Raw genomic sequence first — 20,786 nt, 5'->3', positions numbered from 1 at the left:
TCACTATAGATTTAAACAGAAAACCCTTCGAAATTTAAGACTCGAAGGGTTTTTCATATTATTAATTACTGTGCAATCAACTGAATAATTGAATTCGCCCGGATAACCAGATATTCAGATGTTTCAAAATCAATCTTTTTGCCTGTTTGAGCATTAACCGAATTGATGAAAGCATGAAGCTGATTAGCTGCGTCCATGTACTTGCCATTATCAATTTTTGTCTGGATATTTTCAAGTTTGCTGATCAGACTCTTACTATAATTATCGGTAATATTTGATTCGATAGTATCAATCATTTCGGCAATTTCAGTCTCGGGTGTTGGCTCAATAACGACTTCCTCATTAACTGTGATAACGGCTATTTCACTTGCGGTTGTTGCACTTAATCCAGACGACTCAGTATTGGTGACCTGGCAGAAATAATAAACGGTTCCGGCAAGACTCGTATCTGGCGAATAATTCGGGTTAGTGGCCCCTTCGATGGCTGTCGCCGGTTCATAAACTTCACTGTCAGCGACAAACCACTGATAAGTGAGTGTACCTGAAGCTACTTCTTCTGCTACAACACTCAAGATAACGGACTCATCAAGATCAACTGTCTGGCTGACCGGCTGGGTAACAATAACTGGTGAAGGGGCAGCTAGGATCAGTTTTTTTATTGTTGTGAAGTCAGAGAAATACAAATTCCCGCTGGAATCTGTTTCAATTCCAAAGACATTGGGAAAGCCGCTGGCTAAAAGTTGTGTATCTCCAGATTCATTCATTTTCATGATAGCGTAAGAAGATGAACTGGATTCATAGGTGGAAAAGTAAATAAATCCTTCTGAATCAACCGCGATAATCATTGAATCATTGGGAATGGGCGCAATTTCTGCGATGTTTTCACCGTTTATATCCATTTGATAGATGGATCTGCCCGTTAAATCAGGATTAGCTGCGGTGAAATAAATTAAGTCTTCACTGTCAATTACGAGGCCACGGGCTGCGCTATAACCGGAAGCAATAAGAGTCACATTGTTGTCAGGGTCTATTTTTTTAATCTCAGCATCGTATGATGGAAAGGATTTTGCTTCGGTAAAATAGATATTTCCGTGACTGTCGGCATCAATGGCGTATATATACTTATCTGTATCGCAAGTGTATATTTCGGTTTTGCTGCCACCGTTTTCATCGAGTTTTATCAGACTGTGTGAATAAAATGCTGTCAGGTAAATATTTCCAGTTACATCAACAGCAATATCTCGAATATCAGAAAATCCTCCAGCCAAGACAATTTTATTTTGTCCATCTGCATCCATACGACTTAAATTATAACTGTGAAAACTAAGATCACGTTCAGCATAATAAATATGATCTAAAGAATCAACAGCAATTCCTTCACATACTTCAATATCATTTTCGACCAGGGTAATTACCGCATTTTCTGCAAAAACAAAATTTCCTGTAAATGAAATAACTAGCATTAAAGCAATCATTACTGAAATTAAAGTTTTTAGACGTTTCATTTTACTTTCTCCTTTTTAATATAAAAACGTTTCATTGATTGAATCGATTTCATCTGGAACACGACCAGTACCAAAATCTGCATTATTTATATATATTATATCTTTCCTCCTTATAAATAGAACTATATTCACCTTATATTATCACAATACCCGTTTGCAATCAATACAAACCTATATATTGTATGATTTAAGTAAATATATAGCATTGGACGCTTCTGATTATCAAACTCGTCAAAATATTAATAACCCTATTCCTATAATCAAAAGCAAGCAATTTATTTTTCTATCAAAGAAAAGCTCCTTCAAAACTTACCATCGTGTAGTATGTAAACAAAAACTCACCATTACCAGTAAATACTTTCAACTTCTCATTATTTTTTATCAAACCTCGGCTTGTAACCATGGGTTTTGGGAGGATATTCACTGTTTACAGAATTAATAGGACGCGATACAATAAAAGTATTCAGTTTTCACGAATAAAAAAATATTTAATACAGCCATCAGAAAAATACAAATATTGAACCAGATCATTTTTAAAGGAGGATTCTTTTGCTGAAGACTCAAAATCTGCACTTCACAACAAAACTGCTTAATAAACTTTCACCAATTCGGGAATATCCTCTCACGATAGTGGAAGCGCCCATGGGGTACGGAAAAACCACCGCAATCCGACACTTTCACAAAGCTACAGACGATCAGGTGCTCTGGCTGAAGATCTATGATGACTCAATCGACAGCTTCTGGGATTCTTTTGCCAGACTGTTGGGTGAACTGAAAGAAGAAATCTATTACGAGCTTTCCAGCCTCGGTTTTCCTGACGACTCTGTCTCTATGCGGGAAGTCCTCAGGCTTCTTAATAATCTTAAATTCTCAACTAAATACTTTTTAGTTCTGGACGACTACCACCTGCTTAAAAGTCCGGAAGTTGATCTCTTTCTGACTATGCTGATCGAAAATAAGATTGAGAATCTTCACATTGTTCTGATTACCCGTTACACCAGCTTTGAAAAAATGGAAGAATTATCACTTAAAGGACAGCTCTACCATCTAACCAGAGAAGCCTTTGAGCTACGCGAAAAAGACATTACTGAATACTACCAGGAATGCAGTGTAACAATTAGCCAAGAACAGGCCAGAATGCTTCATTCAATGACCGAAGGCTGGATCAGTGCCCTCTACCTGATGCTTCTGAACTTTATTGAAGATGGCATTTTAAAGCCCACGGACAGCATCTACAAGCTGATTGAAAAAACTGTTTATAAAGCGCTTACCAGTAAACAGCAGGACTTTATAACAAGGATGTCCGTTTTTAATCATTTTTCGCTCAGGCTGGCCGCGTTTATATGGGGAAAACCGGACACTGCGGCAATGCTGGATTCAATCGTCAGGCAAAATGCCTTTATCGCTTATGACCAACAATCGAAAACTTATCAGATTCACAGTCTGTTTAGAAACTATCTCCAGGAAAAGCTGGAAGAAGATGGTCAGCAGGAAATCCTGACTCAAAAGGCCGCTGCCTGGTACCTTGAACAAGGCGAATATACCATTGCCCGGCAGTTCCTGTACGCCTGCGGCGACTTTGAACAGATTTTAAACTCTATCGAGGAAGAAAAAGCTCGGCTCTTTACCCGTCAGAATATGGCAACCCTGCGTCATTATCTCGATGAATGTCCAGAAGAAATCAGAAGTCGTCATCATTACGCCTTGCTGATTCTGTGTGTTCATTTTCTTCTGCACAATGAATTTGCGGCTTTTACAAACACGTTTAAGGAAGTGGCCGCAAATATTGGTTCGGATCCTTCTTTAACCGACAAGCAGCGCAAGACCCTGTACGGAGAATTTGAACTTATCTACGGTGTTTCCTGCTTCAATAATCTGAACGAAATGGCCGCTCATTTTGAGAAATCCCGGCAGCTGCTGACCGGATCAACTTCAATTTACGATCTGAAATCCGACTGGACTCACGGTTCCCTCTCGGTTTTATACCTTTATCACCGGGAAAGCGGCAAACTTTTGGATAATATACATACTTTAAAAATCGGCCTGCCTTGTTATGAAAGTCTGACAAAAGGCAATGGCCGCGGAGGCAGTGAAATGATGGCGGCCGAATATCATTATAATCAGGGTGACTTTTTAAGTGCCGAAGTAGCCTTGAATAAAGCCCTTCATAAAGCGCAACCATCTGATCAGTGGGGCATTGTACTGGCAGCACGGTTTCTGCAGATGCGTATTGACTGGATGAAAGGGGATTTTCCTCATATCTTTCATCTACAATCGCTGATGCAGGAAGAGATGGCAAGCCGCATTGATTATCATTACCTGCATAATCTGGAGCTGTGTCAGATGTATTTTTACGCCCAATGTGATCAGAAGTATAAAATACCAGAAAGCCTGGCCCGTCCGGAACGCGGTGAAATCCGTCTGCTCCACGCTTCTTTTGCCATGTTCAATATCATCTACGGCCGGGTACTCCTGATCAATGAACACTATACCAAACTGATCGGCAGCGGGGATTATTTTCTAGAAACTGCCGGCTTTTATCCTAATATGCTGGGGGTAATCTACACTCATCTTTATCTGGCGGCAGGAAATGCTAAATTAGATCGTCCTGCCCAGGCCCTCGAAAGCCTGAAAAAAGCGCTGGACATTGCCATGCCAGACGGACTTTATATGCCCTTTGCCGAGAACAGTGACTATCTCAGACCAATTCTTAAAAAGTTGGCAGCTCAGGGGATTTATAAAACAGAACTCAGAAATATTCTTGCCCTTTCTAAAACCTATCAAAATGCCAGAGAAAAATTAAAAACGAAATACTTTCCTGAAGACAAACAAAGCCTCACCGACCGCGAAAAAGAAATTGCCCTTCTGGCAGCCCAGGGACTAACTAATAAAGCAATTGCCGACAAACTCTTTATTTCGGCCAATACGGTCAAATCAGCGCTTAAATCGGTCTATTCAAAACTGTCCATTAATAACAGGACCCTGTTAAAGCAGCACTTTGAAAAGATTAATATTACGAGCGAAGTATAAAAACTATCCGCTGTGCAATATCCAGTACTAAACAACTGTTATACAATCTTTATGGCAGTTTTTTTATACCTTAAAGTACAAAACCATAAAAAAACTCCCTCAAAACCACCCGGTGGGTAGTATACAGGCAGAAACCCCCTATTGTACAATAAATAATAACTAAGTCTGAATTGAAGGAGTAAACTTTTATGACTGAAATCAAAGCAGTAAAAGCAAAGGAAAATTATCAGCTGGAAGTTAACCTTACTAACGGCAGCATGATTACCCTGAATTTAAAACCTAAGCTAGAGACCATCCGCTTTGGCCTGCTGCGCGATGAAGCCTTTTTTCAGAGGGCTGAAACCGACGGCAGGGTCATCAGTTGGGGCAATAAGGTAGAACTGTCAACCAGCGAAGTTTTTGATATGATTAAAAAATAATGGGAGAAAGAGGAATTGAAAAATCAATTAGAAGAATACCGCAATGCTTATTGATTATCATTGGTTTGTTTATGATCATCGCGCTGCAGCCGCAGATAGCTCGGGCGGTAACGCACACCGTATCAGACGGCCAGTCATTTGATATTAGCAGCTGTACTGCCGGCGATACAGTTAATGTAGATGCAGGTGTAACCGCAACACTGACCGGAAGTCAAAATGTTCTTATCTCTTGTGGTGAGGGTGTCACACTAACGCTTGATTCGGTGACAAGCGATGTCAGTGAAACATATGATGCTTGTGCTCTTTGCTTTACAGGCAGCGGTAACACCCTGATTTTAAGTGGGGCAAGTATGCTTAAAAGCGGAGAAAATGAAGCGGGTGTCCTTGTGGAAGACGAGACTGAACTTGAAATACAGGGTGATGGAAGTCTTGATGGAACAGGCGGAGATAATGGTGCCGGCATCGGCGGTGGCAATAATGGAACTGGCGGTACGATTACCATAACGAGTGGTACAGTCACTGCAACCGGCGGAGCCTTCGCTGCCGGTATCGGCGGCGGTTTCGAAGGAGCTGGCGGTACGATTACGATATCGGGTGGTACGGTTACTGCAACTAGTGGAGGTTACAGCGCCGGTATCGGAGGCAGTATGTATGGAGATGGAGGCACGATCACAATATCGAGCGGTATCGTTAATGCAACCGGTGGATATTGTGGTGCTGGCATCGGCGGTGGCGCTTATGCAAATGGCGGTACGATTACCATAACGGGTGGTACGATCAATGCAATCGGAGGTTACGGAGGTGCTGCTATTGGAGGAGGTTTTAATGGCGGAATGTTTGCCGTTGATGGTATGGGAGATGGCGGTACGATCACGATATCAAGTGGTACAGTCACTGCAACCGGCGGAGACGGTAGTGCCGGTATCGGCGGTGGTGCAGCTGGAGGAGGAGGCACGATTTCTATATCCAGCGGTACTATATATGCAAAACATGGTGATAACGGTAATAACGATATTGGCCCAGGTACTAGTGCAAGTGATGGTTCACTTTCAATCAGCGGTGACGCCTTGGTGTTTTTAGCAAATGATACCTGTTTAACACCCGATACACAAACCCATATACACTATTTGGCATCATATTCTTTCTATGGACTACCGGACGGATGGACTGATGCGGGCATCTATGGTATACCCTGTTTGTTGGCATATGACGACAACGGAGGGACAGGTGATGGTGAACTAGAAAATTCACTCGTCGGCATTATTATAACAATTGCTGACGATAGCAGCTTTATGAATCCAGGATACACATTTAAAGAGTGGAATACCAGAGTGGACGGCAGTGGAACAAGTTATGAACCAGGTGAAAGTATTAGACTATCCGGTGATCTAACCCTGTATGCCATTTGGACACCTGAAGAAGCAGCAATGGTTGGGAATATCAGTCCAGCTGACAACGATGCGCCGATTGACGGAAATGTAGTCATCACCTTTAATAACGATATGGATACCTCAGTAACCGGAACGGTATCGATTAATGGCACTGCTCTCAGTGGCGGGGCCTGGTCTAACAGCGGTCGAACCTATACAATACCTTATTCTGGTTTAGACTACTTCCAAAGCTGTAGCATAGATATTTCCGGTTTTCAGGATTCCTATGGGACAACCATGACAGCCGATAGTGCCAGCTTCACCACTAAAGCACCGGCAGACCTTTCGAGCCTTGCCGTTAATACGGGCAGCCTAAGCCCGGGCTTTGACCCGGATACAGCCGCCTACAGCGTGGATGCCACCGGCATTAACAGCATCGGCATTACTGCCCAGTCCCTTGATTCCGGAGCAAGCATGACCATTAACGGGTCGGAAGCAACTTCCGGCACTAAAGTAAGTGTCAGCCTCGATAACGGCGCCAATATGATACCAATTGTTGTAACCGCCCAGGACAGCAGCCAGAAATCCTATATCATCTCCGTTAACGGTACGGTCAGCGTTGCCGACTTGGCCAGCCTGTCACTAAATACCGGCTCATTAAGTCCGGCCTTTGAGGCAGGGACTACCACTTACTACGCCAATGTGGGCAGCGATATAGATGAAATTACACTGACTGCCTCAGCTTCTGATGAAAAGGCCATCATGCTTTTAGACGGCGTCATTTTAAGCCAGGGAGCTTCAAAGACCATTCCGCTTTCAGTGGGGGATAATGAAGTAGAACTGATGGTCATTGCCCAGGATGCATCGACTCAAACCTATAGCCTGACCATCAACCGCGGTGACAGTGACGCAACCCTGTCCGATTTGAGCCTATCAGAGGGGACGCTTTCGCCGACCTTTGCACAAACGACCACTGCCTATACAGCAACCGTTGGAAATGCTGTTGACAGTCTGACGGTGACACCAACAGCGACCGACAGCGGAGCAGATATTATGGTCAATGGCAATGATGCCTCTGTGCCGGTCAATCTGACAGTAGGTACCAATACCATTACGATTGTGGTAACCGGCAGCGATGCCGTTACCACCCGAACCTATACCATAAATGTGACAAGGCAGAACCAGATTACAATCACCAACAGCTCAATGCCGGTTGGCATGGTTGGGGTCACCTACAATGAAAGCTTTGAAGCCTCCGGCGGGACTGATGTCTTTACCTGGTCAGCGACAGGTCTACCAGGCTCACTTAGTTTAGACAGTTCAGGACTGCTCTCCGGCACACCCGTTGAGAGTGAGGTTGGTAGCTACGCCGTTACCATTACCGCAAAAGATGGAAATGATGTAACTGGCTCTCGTAACTACACGCTTGTTATCCAAGCAGGTTGTGGTAACGGTGCCTACCTGATAGCTTCTGACGGAGATGCCGCTTACACTGGCAGCTATACCGATGACGGCATTCCGACTCTGACCGTTAATAAGGGTGTATCGGGCTTTACCTATTTTGGCGTAGACATTTCGCCGGTAACCGGACATGCCGGGGAAGAAGTCTGTTTATTTGTCCACAAAAGAGACGGTGTTCAGCTTGGTATGAATGCCGTTAAAGCGGATTTTGACACAGTAGGAAGCGCTTATGCAGCTTTTAATATTAAATCTGGAGATGTAATCGAAGTCTATATCGTCGATGATTTGACAAATAATACCTCGGATAATCCCACTGTTCTTTAGAAGATAGAAATAAGCTTGACTTTTAAGCCAGGTGAAAACTAATGGCTGGTAATTAGCTAGGCAATAAGGTGGAACTGTCAACCAGCGAATTTTTTGAAATGAAAAAAAATTAAAGGGAGAACGAGAAATGGAAAAATCAATTAGAATAATACCAAAATGTTTGTTGATCGTGATTGGCTTGTTGATGATTGTCGGACTTTCTCCGCAGACGGCCCTGGCAGCAACTCATACCGTTTCTGACAGCCAGACATTTGATATTAGTAGCTGTGCTGCCGGCGATATAGTTGAGGTAGATGCTGGCGCAACCGCAACGCTGACCGGAAGTCAAAATGTTCTTATCTCTTGTAGCGAGGGTGTCACACTAACGCTTGATTCGGTGACAAGCGATGTCAGTGCAACATCTAATGCCTGTGCCCTCAACTTTTCAGGCAGCGGTAACACCCTGATTCTAAGTGGAACAAACACATTTAAAAGCGGTTCTAATGAGCCTGGTATCCAAGTAGAAACAGACACAAAGCTAGAAATTAAAGGAGATGGCATTCTTGATGTAACTGGCGGAAAATATGGTGCCGGTATCGGCGGCGGCTTCTCTACCGATGGCGGTACGATTACAATATCTGGTGGTACTGTTACTGTAACCGGCGGAGATAAAGGTGCCGGTATCGGCGGCGGCTACTGCTGCTATGCAGATAGCGGTACGATTACAATATCAGGCGGCATAGTTACTGCAACCGGCGGTGAGGGAGGTGCCGGTATCGGCGGCGGCGATCATGGAGATGGCGGTACGATTGCAGTATCAGGCGGTACTGTCACTGTAACCGGCGGAGATAAAGGTGCCGGTATCGGCGGCGGTTCTTCTGGAGATGGCGGTACGATTACAGTATCAGGCGGTACTGTCACTGCAACCGGCGGCGATTCTGCTACCGGTATCGGCGGCGGCCGCAATTCGGATAACGGTACAATTACAATATCAGGCGGTACTGTCACTGCAACCGGCGGCTATGGTGGTGCCGGTATCGGCGGCGGTTCTTCTGTATATGGCAATACAATTACTACCATAACAGGGGGTACCGTTACTGCAACCGGAGGATATGGAGGTGCCGGTATCGGCGGCAGTTCTTCTTTAGGTGGCGGCACAATTTCAATAACAGGCGGTACTGTATTTGCCAAGCGTGGCTCATCGGGTAATAAAGATATTGGCCCTGGTAATTCTTCAAGTAGTGGTTCACTTTCGATCAGTGGAGATGCATTAATATTTTTAGCGAACGATGCATGCTTAACGCCCAATACAATAACCCATACACACTTTTCAAAATCAGGACCGCTCTATGGCTTTAGTCTGCCGGATGGATGGACGGATGCCGGAATCTATGCCAGAGCGTGTGTGATGACCTATGACGACAATGGTGGTACAGGCACTAAAAATGCGAATATGCCGGTAAATGGTACAATAACAGTCGATGATGACAGCGGGTTTGAAAATCCAGGGTACAACTTTAAAGAGTGGAATACTAAGGCGAACGGCAGCGGCACATCTTATGCACCAGGGGACAATATTACGGTGTCCAAAGATATAACCCTTTACGCCATTTGGACAGCAGATAAAACATCGATGATCGGGAGTATCAGTCCAGCTGACTATGATGCGCCGATTGACGGAAATGTAATCATCACCTTTAATAACGATATGGACACCTCCGTAACTGGAACGGTATCGATTAATGGCACTGCTCTCAGTGGCGGGGCCTGGTCAAACAGCGGTCGAACCTATACAATACCTTATTATGGTTTAGACTACTACCAAAGCTGTACCATAGATATTTCCGGTTTTCAGGATTCCTATGGGACTACCATGACAGATGATAGTGCCAGCTTTACCTCTGAATCTCCGGCAGACCTTTCAAGTCTCGCCGTTAATACAGGCAGCTTAAACGCTGTCTTTGATCCGGGTACAGCCGCCTACAGTGTGGATGCCTCCGGCATTGACAGCATCGGCATTACCGCCCAGACCCTTGACCCCGGAGCAAGCATGACCATTAACGGCAGCCTAACAACTTCTGGTACAGAAGCATCCGTTGACCTTGATAACGGCGCCAATATGATTCCGGTTGTCGTAACCGCCCAGGACGGCAGCCAGAAATCCTATATTATTTCTGTTAACGGAACGGTCAGCGATGCTAACTTGGCCAGCCTATCACTAAATACCGGCTCCTTAAGTCCAGCCTTTGATGCAGGGACCACCACTTACTACGCTAATGTGGGCAGCGATGTAGATGAAATTAAGCTGACCGCCTCAGCCTCTGACACAAAGGCCGTCATGCTTGTAGATGGCATCATTTTGAGCCAAGGATCTTCAAAGACGATTCCGCTTTCAGTGGGGGATAATGAAATTAAACTGATGGTCATTGCCCAGGACGCAAGCACTCAGACTTATAGCCTGACTATCAATCGTGGCGATAGTGACGCAACCCTGTCCAGTATAACCCTTTCGGAGGGGACGCTTTCGCCAGCCTTTGCACAAACGACTACTGCCTATACAGCAACCGTTGAAAATGCCGTTGACAGCCTGACGGTAACACCAACAGCGACCGACAGCGGAGCAAGTATTACTGTCAATGGCGATGATGCGTCTGTGCCTGTCGATCTAACAGGGGGTACCAATACCATTACGATTGTGGTAACCGGCAGCGATGGCGTTACCACCCGAACCTATAAAATTGAAGTGACAAGGCAGGACCAAATAACAATCACCAACAGCTCAGTGCCGATTGGAATGGTCGGAGTCAACTACAATGAAAGCTTTGAAGCCTCCGGCGGGACTGGTGCCTTTACCTGGTCTGCTGCGGGTCTGCCTAGCTCACTTACGTTAGACAGTGACGGACTTCTTACCGGTACACCTCTAGAGAGTGAAGTGAGAAGCTACGCCGTTACCATTACCGCAAAAGATGGAAATGATGTGATTGGCTCTCGTGACTACACGCTTGTTATTCAAACAGGTTGTGGTAACGGTGCCTACCTGATTGCCTCTGACGGAGATGCCGCTTACACCGGTAGCTATACCGATGATGGCATTCCGACCTTGACCGTTAATGAGGGTGTATCGGGCTTTACCTATTTTGGTGTGAATATTTCGCCGGTTGCCGGCCACAGTGGTAAAGAGACCTGTGTCTATGTGCTGATACGAAATGGCTCTCAAATTGCCTTTTGCTTTAACAGGGCGGATTACGATACGGTCAACTATGCGGGCGCCGGCTTTAACGTCAAGGCAGGCGACGTGATTGAAGTTTATATTGTGGACAATCTGTCAAATAATACGACAGAGAATCCAACAGTGCTTTAAGAAATGAAGGGAGGCGGATTGATGAAAAAAATAACATTAACCTTATTAAACAGTATCCTTTTTATGCTGCTTCTAACTAATACGGTTTTAGCGACGGAAGTAACCCTGGAACTGAGTAAACAAAGCGGAGTAGCGGGCGAAACTGTTACTCTGTCGGGAACCTATGATCCAGATACATGGATCACCGTAAAAGCGACGGATTCAGATGGTAATATTGTCTATATAAATCCGGTACTGACAGCTAATGACGGTTCTTATAGTACAGAATTTGTTGTACCGGAGATTGATCCGACAACTCTAACGATAGTTATTGGTGCCGGCTCTGAGGTAACCAGTGCGACCTTTACAGTATATGTTAAGACACCCTCATATCCAAGTCCGATAACGCCTGTAGAACCGGTAGATCCCGATATTGATGTCGATAAAGCTCTGGAAGAAATCAGTGAGGCAGGTGAGGGAAGTACAATCACGATTCCCGTTCAAAATAATGCCGCAATCCCTGCAAGTTTACTGGAAGCTGTGCAAGGAAAAGATGTTACCATCATTTTTGACTTTGGAGACTATAGCTGGGCGATAAATGGTATGAGCATCACTGATCTTCCTGAGGGAATAGAAAGCTTTGATTTAAGTATTACAGAAATCGAAGATGCTGAATTATCTAAACTGGCTGGTGATTCTGATTCTATGGAAATAGAAATCACCTATTCCGGGGAGCTTCCATTTACTACAATCTTAACTTACAAAATGGACGCTACTTTAAACGAAAAAACAGCTTACCTCTACTTTTACAATGAAGAAACAGGTGAGCTTGAATATCAGGAAGAAGCAAAAGTCAGTGATGGATGTGTTTGTTTCGAATTTAGCCATGCATCAAAATATGTTATTTCAACAACGCTGGAACCGGTAACTGAAGACATCATCTGCAGCTATCAGACCCATGTTGAGAACATCGGCTGGCAGGGTTTTGTATCGAATGGTGAAATGAGCGGAACCGAAGGACAGAGTTTAAGGCTTGAAGGCATTAAAATAGAACTTGAGGATCAGGAAAACATTGGTGTCGAATATTCAACTCATGTCCAAAATATTGGCTGGCAGGATTTTGTATCGGATGGTGCAATGAGCGGGACCGAAGGACAGGCACTGCGACTGGAAGCGATCAAGATTAATCTGACGGGTGATGATGCGGACAACTATGACATTTACTATCAGGTCCATGCCCAGAATTTTGGATGGTTGGATTGGGCTAAAAATGGGGAAGCAGCCGGAACTGCCGGGTTTGGCTACCGACTGGAGGCGATCAGGATTGTAGTTGTCGCTAAAGGGGAAGCAGTACCAGGTAACACGCAAGATCCATTTTTTGAAAGCTGATTTAAAGGAGAACTCTATCACAAGCTTTCAGTCTTGGTTGTACTGACGACTTAGTCACTTTACGGAAAGTCCTCAAGCTTCTTAATAATCTTCAATAGACTTTTTAGTTCTGGACGACTGCTATCTGCTCAAAAATCTGGAAGTTGACCTCTTTCTGACGATGCTGATCGAAAATGAGATTGAGAATATTCATATTGAACTGATTACCCGAAACACCTGCTTTGAAAAAATTAATATTACGAGCGAAGTATAAAACTACCCGCAGCACAAAATCCAGCACTTAACGACTGCTATACAATGAGTATGGCAGTTGTTTTTATACCTGAAATACAAAACCATAAAAACTCCCTCAAAACCACCCGGTGGGTAGTATACAGGCAGAAACCAGCTATTGTACAATAAATAATAAGAGAGTATGAATTGAAGGAGCGAACTTTTATGACTGAAATCAAAGCAGTAAAAGCAAAAGAAAATTATCAGCTGGAGGTAAATCTTACCAACGGCAGTATTATTACCCTGAATTTAAAACCTAAGCTTAAAACCATCCGCTTTGGCCTGCTGCGTGATGAAGCCTTTTTTCAGAGGGCTGAAACCGACGGCAGGGTCATCAGCTGGGGCAATAAGGTTGAACTGTCAACCAGCGAAGTTTTTGAAATGATAAAAAAATAAAAGGGAGAAAGAGCAATGGAAAAATCAATTAGAATAATACCAAAATGTTTGTTGATCGTGATTGGCTTGTTGATGATTGTCGGACTGTCTCCGCAGACGGCCCTGGCAGCAACTCATACCGTTTCTGACGGCCAGACATTTGATATCAGTAGCTGTGGAGCAGGTGATTTAGTTGTGGTTGAAGAAGACGCAACTGCAAGGCTGACCGGAAGTAAAAATGTTCTTATCTCTTGTAAGGAGAATGTCACATTAACGCTTGATTCGGTGACAATCAACAGTTATATTTATGCACTCATATTTACAGGCAGCAGTAACACCCTGATTCTAAGTGGGGAAAACAAACTCATAAGTAGTGACCAATATCCAGGTATTCGAGTTGAAGCCGGTACAGAACTTGAAATAAAGGGTGACGGAAGTCTTGATGTAACTGGCGGAAGGAAAGCTGCCGGTATCGGCGGTGGAGAATATGGAGATGCTGGTACGATTACCATAACAGGTGGTACGGTGATTGCAAGCGGTAGGGGTTTGGCTGCCGGTATCGACGGTGGAAGTAACGGAGATGGTGGTACGACTACCATAACAGGTGGCACAGTCAAAGCTACCGGCGCAATTTATGCTGCCGGTATTGGCGGTGGTGATCGCGGAGATGGAGGAACGATTAGCATAACAGGTGGTACGGTGTATGCCTTCCATTGGGTTGGAGAAAATTGTGATGTCGGTCCTGGATTGGGAAAAAGTGGTGGTTCTCTTTCAATAGGGGGTGACGCCTTAGTATTTTCAGCCAACGATTCCTTTTTAACACCCGTTAAAGGCCATACGCACTTTCCAATATCAGGGCCACTCTATGGCTTTAGCCTGCCTGACGATGAGGATTGGACAGATGCTGGCTTCTATGCTAGAGCATGTTCGATCAACTATGAAGACAATGGTGGAACAGGCGTTAAAAATTCGATTCTGCCTGTAGATGGTACAACAACAGTCGATGATTCCAGTGGTTTTACAAATCCAGGTTATACATTTATAGAGTGGAACTCAGAATCAGACGGCAGCGGCACATCTTATGCACCAGGGGACAGTATTACGGTGTCCGAAGATATAACCCTTTACGCCATTTGGACAGCAGATAAAACATCGATGATCGGCAACATAAGTCCAGCTGACAACGATTCCCCTATTGACGGAAATGTAGTCATCTCCTTTAATAACGATATGGATACTTCTGTAACCGGAACGGTATCGATTAATGGCACTGCTCTCAGTGGCGGGGCCTGGTCTAACAGCGGTCGAACCTATACAATACCCTATTCTGGTTTAAACTACTACCAAAGCTGTAGCATAGACATTTCCGGTTTTCAGGACAGCTATGGGACTACCATGACAGCCGATAGTGCCAGCTTCACCACCGAAGCACCGGCAGACCTTTCGAGCCTTGCCGTTAATACGGGTAGCTTAAACCCTGTCTTTGATCCGGATACCGCTGCCTACAGTGTAGATGCTACCGGCATCGACAGCATCGGCATTACTGCCCAGACCCTTGACCCCGGAGCAACTATGACCATTAACGGCAGCCTGGCAACTTCTGGTTCTGAAGCATCCGTTGACCTTGATAACGGCGCCAATATGATTGCGGTTGTCGTAACCGCTCAGGACGGCAGCCAGAAATCCTATATACTCTCTGTGAATGGAACAGTCAGTGATGCTAATTTAGCCAGCCTGTCGCTAAATACAGGCTCTTTAAGTCCCGCCTTTGATGCAGGGACTACAGCTTACTATGCCAATGTAGGCAGCGATGTGGATGAAATTACGCTGACCGCCTCAGCTTCTGATGAAAAGGCCATCATGCTCTTAGACGGTGTCATTTTAAGCCATGGAGCTTTAAAGACCATCCCGCTTTCAGTGGGGGATAATGAAATTAAACTGATGGTCATTGCCCAGGACGCGACGACTAAAACCTATACTTTAACCATTAATCGCGGGGACAGTGACGCAACCCTGTCCGGTTTGACCTTATCAGAGGGGACGCTTTCGCCAGCCTTTGCAAAAACGACTACTGCCTATACAGCAACGGTTGAAAATGCCGTTGACAGTCTGACGGTAACGCCAACATCCACCGATAGCGGGACAGATGTTACGGTCAATGGTAATGATGCCTCTGTGCCGGTCAATTTGTCTGTGGGCACCAACACTATTACCGTAGTGGTAACCGGCAGCGATGGTGTTACCACCCGAACCTATACAATTGAAGTGACAAGGCAGGATCAAATTACAATCACCAACAGCTCAATGCCGGTTGGCATGGTTGGAATCACCTATAATCTCAGCTTTGAATCCTCGGCGGGACTGGTGCCTTTACCTGGTCTGCGACTGGATTGCCAGGCTCACTGAGTATTGACAGTGACGGACTTCTTACCGGTACACCCGTTGAGAGTGAGGTGGGAAGCTACGCCGTTACCATTACCGCGACGGATGAAAATGGCGTAACCGGTTCTTGCGACTATACCCTTGTCGTCCAAAGAGGCTGCGGTAACGGGGCCTACCTGATTGCCTCTGATGGCGACGCCGCTTACACCGGCAGCTATACTGACGATGGTATTCCGACACTAACTATTAATGAGGGTGTATCGGGCTTTACCTATTTTCGGGTAAATATTTCCAAAGTATCTGGACATGACGGGGAAGAAGTCTGCTTGTTTGTACAAAAAAGAAACGATATGCAAATTGGAACGACCTTTATTATTGGCGATTTTGATACCTTAAGCGGGGCTGGTGCAGCCTTCAATGCACAGACAGGGGATGTAATAGAAGTCTATATTGTGGACAATCTGTCAAATAATGCGCTAGAGAATCCAACAGTGCTTTAAGAAATGAAGGACGGTACGTGTTATGACACCCTCTCAAGCCCGATAACGCCTGTAGAACCGGAAAATCCCGATATTGATGTCGATAAAGCTCTGGAAGAAATCAGTGAAGCAGGTGAGGGAAGTACAATCACGATTCTCGTTCAAAATAATGTCGCAATTCCTGCAAGTTTACCGGAACTGCGCAAGGAAAAGATGTTACCATCTTTTTGTCTAAATTTAAATACAAATTTCTCCGCAATGCCAATCAGATCATCTCCAATAATCTTGATTCAGACCAATTTTCAACAGCTGATAATTTTTTCAGCTGTTTTTTTACTTAGCAAAAATGTGTATATCAAATAGACAATGTGGAAACTAATTTAATTTATGTGTGTATAACTCAAATTAATTAATGCTCTTATAGATACATTATTATAATGGCTTTGTATTGGCGTATTTATTGAATTATAAGTGAATTTATTAAAGGTTTACAATAATTTAATTATAAATGATTTACATAGCGTATCTAATGTGATAACATAAATAAAAATGCAAACGAAAGGAGAAATTCTATGTATACGTTTAAACCGCACACGGAACGCATTGAAAGAATGCGTGACAAGGTTCGCAACAGAGTGATTGTTGCAGATGCAGAGAAAGCACGTTTAAAGCTGGAGGCATCGCAGAAATATCATGATTTTCCGCCAATGCTGGAAAAGCCTTATGAATCACTGTATGTCATTTCCAATATGCCTATTGATATCCGAGAAGACGAATATTTTGCCGGAGACCTGGGAAACAAAGGCTGGGGTGCTGCACTTGGCGAAATGTGGCTGATGGCGGATATAGAAAACACCTGGCCAATCGAAGCTGACGGTTTACATCATGCACCCGATGATGATCCGTTTTACTCTCATCAGAAACTGGCGATTTCACCGGCTGATCTTAAAGAGCTGCGTGATATTTTTGCCAAGCGGATGTCGGTTTATGGCAATAATTTTCCACCAGAAGAATGGCTGCCAGATGGAGCCCACGACTTTTTTAAGCTACAGGCTTCAGACTACGGAAAAATTGGTGGTTTCCCGACCATGTTACCGCCTGGCCATCTGACTCCTGGCTTCCAGAATATCCTTAAACGAGGCTATGCTGATATCCGTAAGGAAGCTCAGGATTGGCTGGATAAACATCAAGGTAACGTTCAAGGCGATAACATGGGCAAGTATATGTTCTATAAAGCAGCGACAGTTGCCTGTGATGGTGCTATTACCATGACAAGGCGTTATGCTGACTGCGCAAGAGTTAAAGCCAACACAGCACCAACGGCCGAACGTAAAGCAGAACTCGAAAAGATGGCTGAAGGCCTAGACTGGATCGCCGAAAAACCATCTCGCACCTTCTGGGAAGCCTGCCAGCAGGTAATGATGTACAATGTTTTTCTTAAGGTAGATAATGATCCCTTTGTAACAAGTATGGGTAGATTTGACTATTACACCTGGCCATACCTTGAAAAAGACCTTAAAAACGGTACCATCACAATGGACGAAGCTCAGGAACTAGTCGATGCCTTCTTCCTAAAAATAAACACTTTCTACGGCGGCGGCTTTGGCAAGATGCAGCAAACCGCTGGAATCGGCCATTTGGGACAGCATACCACTATTGGCGGCTTAGTCCCAGAAACTGGGGAAGACGCTACAAACCCCGTCTCCTATATGGTTCTGGAAGCTATGGCACGCCTGGATTTACACGAGCCAACTGTTTCATTGAGAACCAATAAAAATACGCCAAAAGAGATCTGGGATTGTGCAATGGCAACGTCCATGCGCGTAGGTGGTCTGCCTCTGCTTCAAAATGACGAAGTCATTGTGCCTGCAATTCAGCAGGAGTTGGGATTTACTTTGGAAGATGCCAGAAACTTTGCTTTTATCGGCTGCCAGGAAATTACTGGATCAGGTTGTGATTATCCGGCACCCAACGGTTCATCGATGTCTCACTCCGGTATCTATTGGGCAATCGCATTAGATATGGCACTTAACAATGGCATTAACCCCATCAACGGAGAACAGGTTCCTGAGAAATTACGTTCCGGATATCTTTCAGACATGAAATCTATGGATGAAGTGCGAGCCGCATTTGAAAAAATTACAACCTGGATGCTGACCTGGTCGGCAACACTTAATAATTACACTGAACATGAATACCCTCGATTATTTCCTTTCCCGAACCTTTCTATTTCTACCACTGGTTGTATGGAAAGCGGTAAAGACGTATCTGAAGGTGGAGCAAAATATAACTCTTACGGTGGGACTGCAACGGGATTGGCAACCACAGCCGACAGCCTGACAGCCCTTAAGTACATGGTATTTGATAATAAGTTAATTTCAGGAAAAGAATATCTTGATGCGCTCCTGGCTGATTGGGAAGGTTATGAGCCACTCCGTCAGAGAATTCTTAACGAAGTTCCGCATTTTGGCAACGCCGACCCTTATGCTGACTCTGAAATGAAATATGTTCTGGATCTGTATTATGATATTTCCAGAAACTTCTCAACCCATCGCTGTGAAGTCTATAAATGCGGTACCTTTGGTGCCTCTGACCACGTTGTACAGGGTGAGATAACCTGGGCAACCCCAGATGGGCGAAAAACCGGTACGCCAATCGCTGATGCTGCCAGTCCAGCCCAAGGAAGAGATATTAATGGTCCAACTTCAGTCTTTACTTCATCTGTCAGCTTTAATCATTCACATTTCATGGATGGGATGGCTCTAAACCTTAAAGTACGCCCAACCGTAATGAAAGGAAATGATGGCATAACCAAGTTGGAAGATGTAACTAAAGCCTATTTTAATCAGGGCGGAATGGAAGTACAGTATAATGTAGTTGATGCTGCAACCCTTAGAAAAGCCCAGGAAAAACCTGAAGACTATCAGAATCTTGTCGTCCGTATCGCTGGCTTTAGTGCCTATTTTGTCGATATGACGCCGGCTATGCAGGAAGATATAATCTCTCGAGCTGAGCATAGTTTTTAAGTAGTATACTGAAATATCATTAGATGAATTGTAAAAATATTTTCATTTCCCAGCTCTTTAATGTTGATTAACTCCTCTAGACAAAATGGAATAGGGAAACTACATTTTAAAAAGGACAGATACAAACATCAAGTTGTTTGTATCTGCCTTTTTTGATTGTCCAATTTTAAAATAAATTTTAATTTAAAGATTCTAAATAGTCTTAATAAAACCTTCTCGTCTTAAACCTGAACAGTGTCATCATAGTAGGCTTGAACGCTCATTATTCATCTTATGATGGCGATGAAATACCTGACTGGTTAGCATTAAATCATATCAGTGTGCATTAGTCTTCTCCTGAAATCATTAAAGTATTGTATTCCTGTAAATTGTTCGATATGATATAAAGAAAGTTTCTTATTAATATTAATGAACCAGGTTATAGTTTTTTAGAAATCTCATCATTTCTAAAGAATTCGGGTTATAATAAGATTATATTTATTTAAAACTAAAAACTCACACACAGGTTTTTCATTAACCAGTCGAAAGGAAAGGAAATGCAGAAACAAAATGTTCTATTGATCATAAACTCTGTTGCAGGAAGACAAAAAGCCTACAAGAAGATGTATCAGATTGTCAGTACGCTTAGCAAAAATAATTGCAAAACGACCATTTTCTCGACGACTAAAAGATATGAAGCGACAGATCTTGTCATTCAATATGGCAGCGACTACGATAAAATTATCTGTGCCGGTGGTGACGGAACATTGAATGAAGTAATTTCCGGACTCGCACATTTAAATAAAAAAATACCCCTAGGTTATATACCGACTGGTACCACCAATGATCTGGCAAACTCTCTAGGTCTGCCTACTAAATATGAACTGGCCATTAATACGGCGATGGGTGATAAAATCCAGCAACATGACATAGGAGCTTTTAATGAAGACCAATATTTTACTTATCTGGCTTCTTTTGGAGCATTTTCAAAGGTATCCTATTCCACACCGCAATGGTTAAAAAATTCTTTTGGCTATTTAGCCTATATTTTGCACGGAATCATTAGTCTTCCCAAAATTCACTCCTATAAGGTTACTGTAACAGCAGATGGAGAAGAAATTGCAGGCGATTTCCTCTTCGGATCAGTCTCCAATTCCAAAAGTATTGGCGGTGTTGTGAAGTTTTTAGATTCTGAAGTTACATTCGATGATGGCAAATTTGAAGTTCTTTTAATTAAAAATCCAACAAGATTAAAAGATCTGAGAGGAATTAACAAGGGCTTGTTTGAACATAAATATGACAACGTTAATATTGCTTTTCTAAAAGCTGATACTGTTACTTTTAATTTTGAAAACAGTGCATCATGGACCATTGATGGAGAATATGCTGGTAAGTTTTGTGATGTTAAGATTAAAAACTTGCCCAGCATGGTGCAGTTTATTACTTTATAAAAAA

Annotated in this window: 13 protein-coding genes; 11 read left to right on the top strand and 2 right to left on the bottom strand. The window is 43.7% G+C overall.

Translation table 11 applies throughout. From position 1 onward, the window contains the following. Positions 1 to 65 precede the first annotated feature (65 nt). Positions 66 to 1,505, bottom strand: coding sequence for a hypothetical protein (locus tag Q5O24_06700; GenBank protein ID WKY49001.1), 1,440 nt, complete (start codon positions 1,503 to 1,505; stop codon positions 66 to 68). 549 nt (positions 1,506 to 2,054) lie between these two features. On the opposite strand from Q5O24_06700, the gene Q5O24_06695 reads away from it, so the two are divergent. From Q5O24_06695 to Q5O24_06675, 5 genes are all read left to right on the top strand, one after another. Beyond that, entirely contained in the window at positions 2,055 to 4,535 is a 2,481-nt protein-coding gene (locus Q5O24_06695) for a LuxR C-terminal-related transcriptional regulator (GenBank protein ID WKY49000.1), read from the top strand. 188 nt (positions 4,536 to 4,723) lie between these two features. Continuing rightward, positions 4,724 to 4,954: a DUF2442 domain-containing protein gene (locus Q5O24_06690; GenBank protein WKY48999.1), complete on the top strand. Its 231-nt coding sequence runs from the start codon at positions 4,724 to 4,726 to the stop codon at positions 4,952 to 4,954. Then, positions 4,954 to 8,109 carry a cadherin-like beta sandwich domain-containing protein gene (locus Q5O24_06685; GenBank protein ID WKY48998.1) on the top strand — a complete coding sequence of 1,052 codons (3,156 nt, stop codon included), beginning with the start codon at positions 4,954 to 4,956 and terminating at the stop codon, positions 8,107 to 8,109. Before Q5O24_06690 ends, Q5O24_06685 begins: the two co-directional genes overlap by 1 nt. A 127-nt stretch (positions 8,110 to 8,236) precedes the next feature. Next, on the top strand, positions 8,237 to 11,449 hold the full coding sequence (locus tag Q5O24_06680; GenBank protein ID WKY48997.1) for a cadherin-like beta sandwich domain-containing protein: 3,213 nt from the start codon (positions 8,237 to 8,239) through the stop codon (positions 11,447 to 11,449). Positions 11,450 to 11,470: 21 nt separating this feature from the next. After that, positions 11,471 to 12,817, top strand: a complete 1,347-nt coding sequence (locus Q5O24_06675) for a hypothetical protein (protein WKY48996.1) — start codon at positions 11,471 to 11,473, stop codon at positions 12,815 to 12,817. A gap of 103 nt (positions 12,818 to 12,920) precedes the next feature. Here the strand turns inward: Q5O24_06675 and Q5O24_06670 are convergent, their stop codons facing one another. After that, entirely contained in the window at positions 12,921 to 13,097 is a 177-nt protein-coding gene (locus Q5O24_06670) for a hypothetical protein (protein WKY48995.1), read from the bottom strand. 158 nt (positions 13,098 to 13,255) lie between these two features. On the opposite strand from Q5O24_06670, the gene Q5O24_06665 reads away from it, so the two are divergent. The 6 genes from Q5O24_06665 (at position 13,256) to Q5O24_06640 (ending at position 20,782) form a co-directional block, all read left to right on the top strand. Further along, complete coding sequence (locus Q5O24_06665; GenBank protein ID WKY48994.1) at positions 13,256 to 13,486, top strand: DUF2442 domain-containing protein; 231 nt, start codon at positions 13,256 to 13,258, stop codon at positions 13,484 to 13,486. Between the two features lie 15 nt (positions 13,487 to 13,501). Further along, positions 13,502 to 15,871, top strand: coding sequence for a cadherin-like beta sandwich domain-containing protein (locus Q5O24_06660; protein WKY48993.1), 2,370 nt, complete (start codon positions 13,502 to 13,504; stop codon positions 15,869 to 15,871). After that, the gene (locus Q5O24_06655) at positions 15,856 to 16,347 is read left to right on the top strand and encodes an Ig domain-containing protein (GenBank protein WKY48992.1); all 492 of its coding nucleotides are present in this window, start codon (positions 15,856 to 15,858) and stop codon (positions 16,345 to 16,347) included. Before Q5O24_06660 ends, Q5O24_06655 begins: the two co-directional genes overlap by 16 nt. A gap of 3 nt (positions 16,348 to 16,350) precedes the next feature. Continuing rightward, a complete protein-coding gene (locus Q5O24_06650; GenBank protein ID WKY48991.1) occupies positions 16,351 to 16,689 on the top strand; it encodes a hypothetical protein in 339 nt (112 codons plus the stop codon). Positions 16,690 to 16,898: 209 nt separating this feature from the next. Further along, on the top strand, positions 16,899 to 19,352 hold the full coding sequence (locus Q5O24_06645; GenBank protein WKY48990.1) for a pyruvate formate lyase family protein: 2,454 nt from the start codon (positions 16,899 to 16,901) through the stop codon (positions 19,350 to 19,352). Positions 19,353 to 19,888: 536 nt separating this feature from the next. Continuing rightward, on the top strand, positions 19,889 to 20,782 hold the full coding sequence (locus Q5O24_06640; GenBank protein WKY48989.1) for a diacylglycerol kinase family lipid kinase: 894 nt from the start codon (positions 19,889 to 19,891) through the stop codon (positions 20,780 to 20,782). Positions 20,783 to 20,786 lie beyond the last annotated feature (4 nt).

The organism is Eubacteriaceae bacterium ES3 (genome assembly GCA_030586155.1).
Taxonomy (GTDB): domain Bacteria; phylum Bacillota; class Clostridia; order Eubacteriales; family Eubacteriaceae; genus Acetobacterium.
The sequence above is the reverse complement of the archived record's forward strand: the minus strand, read 5'-3'. Positions and strand labels throughout refer to the sequence as shown.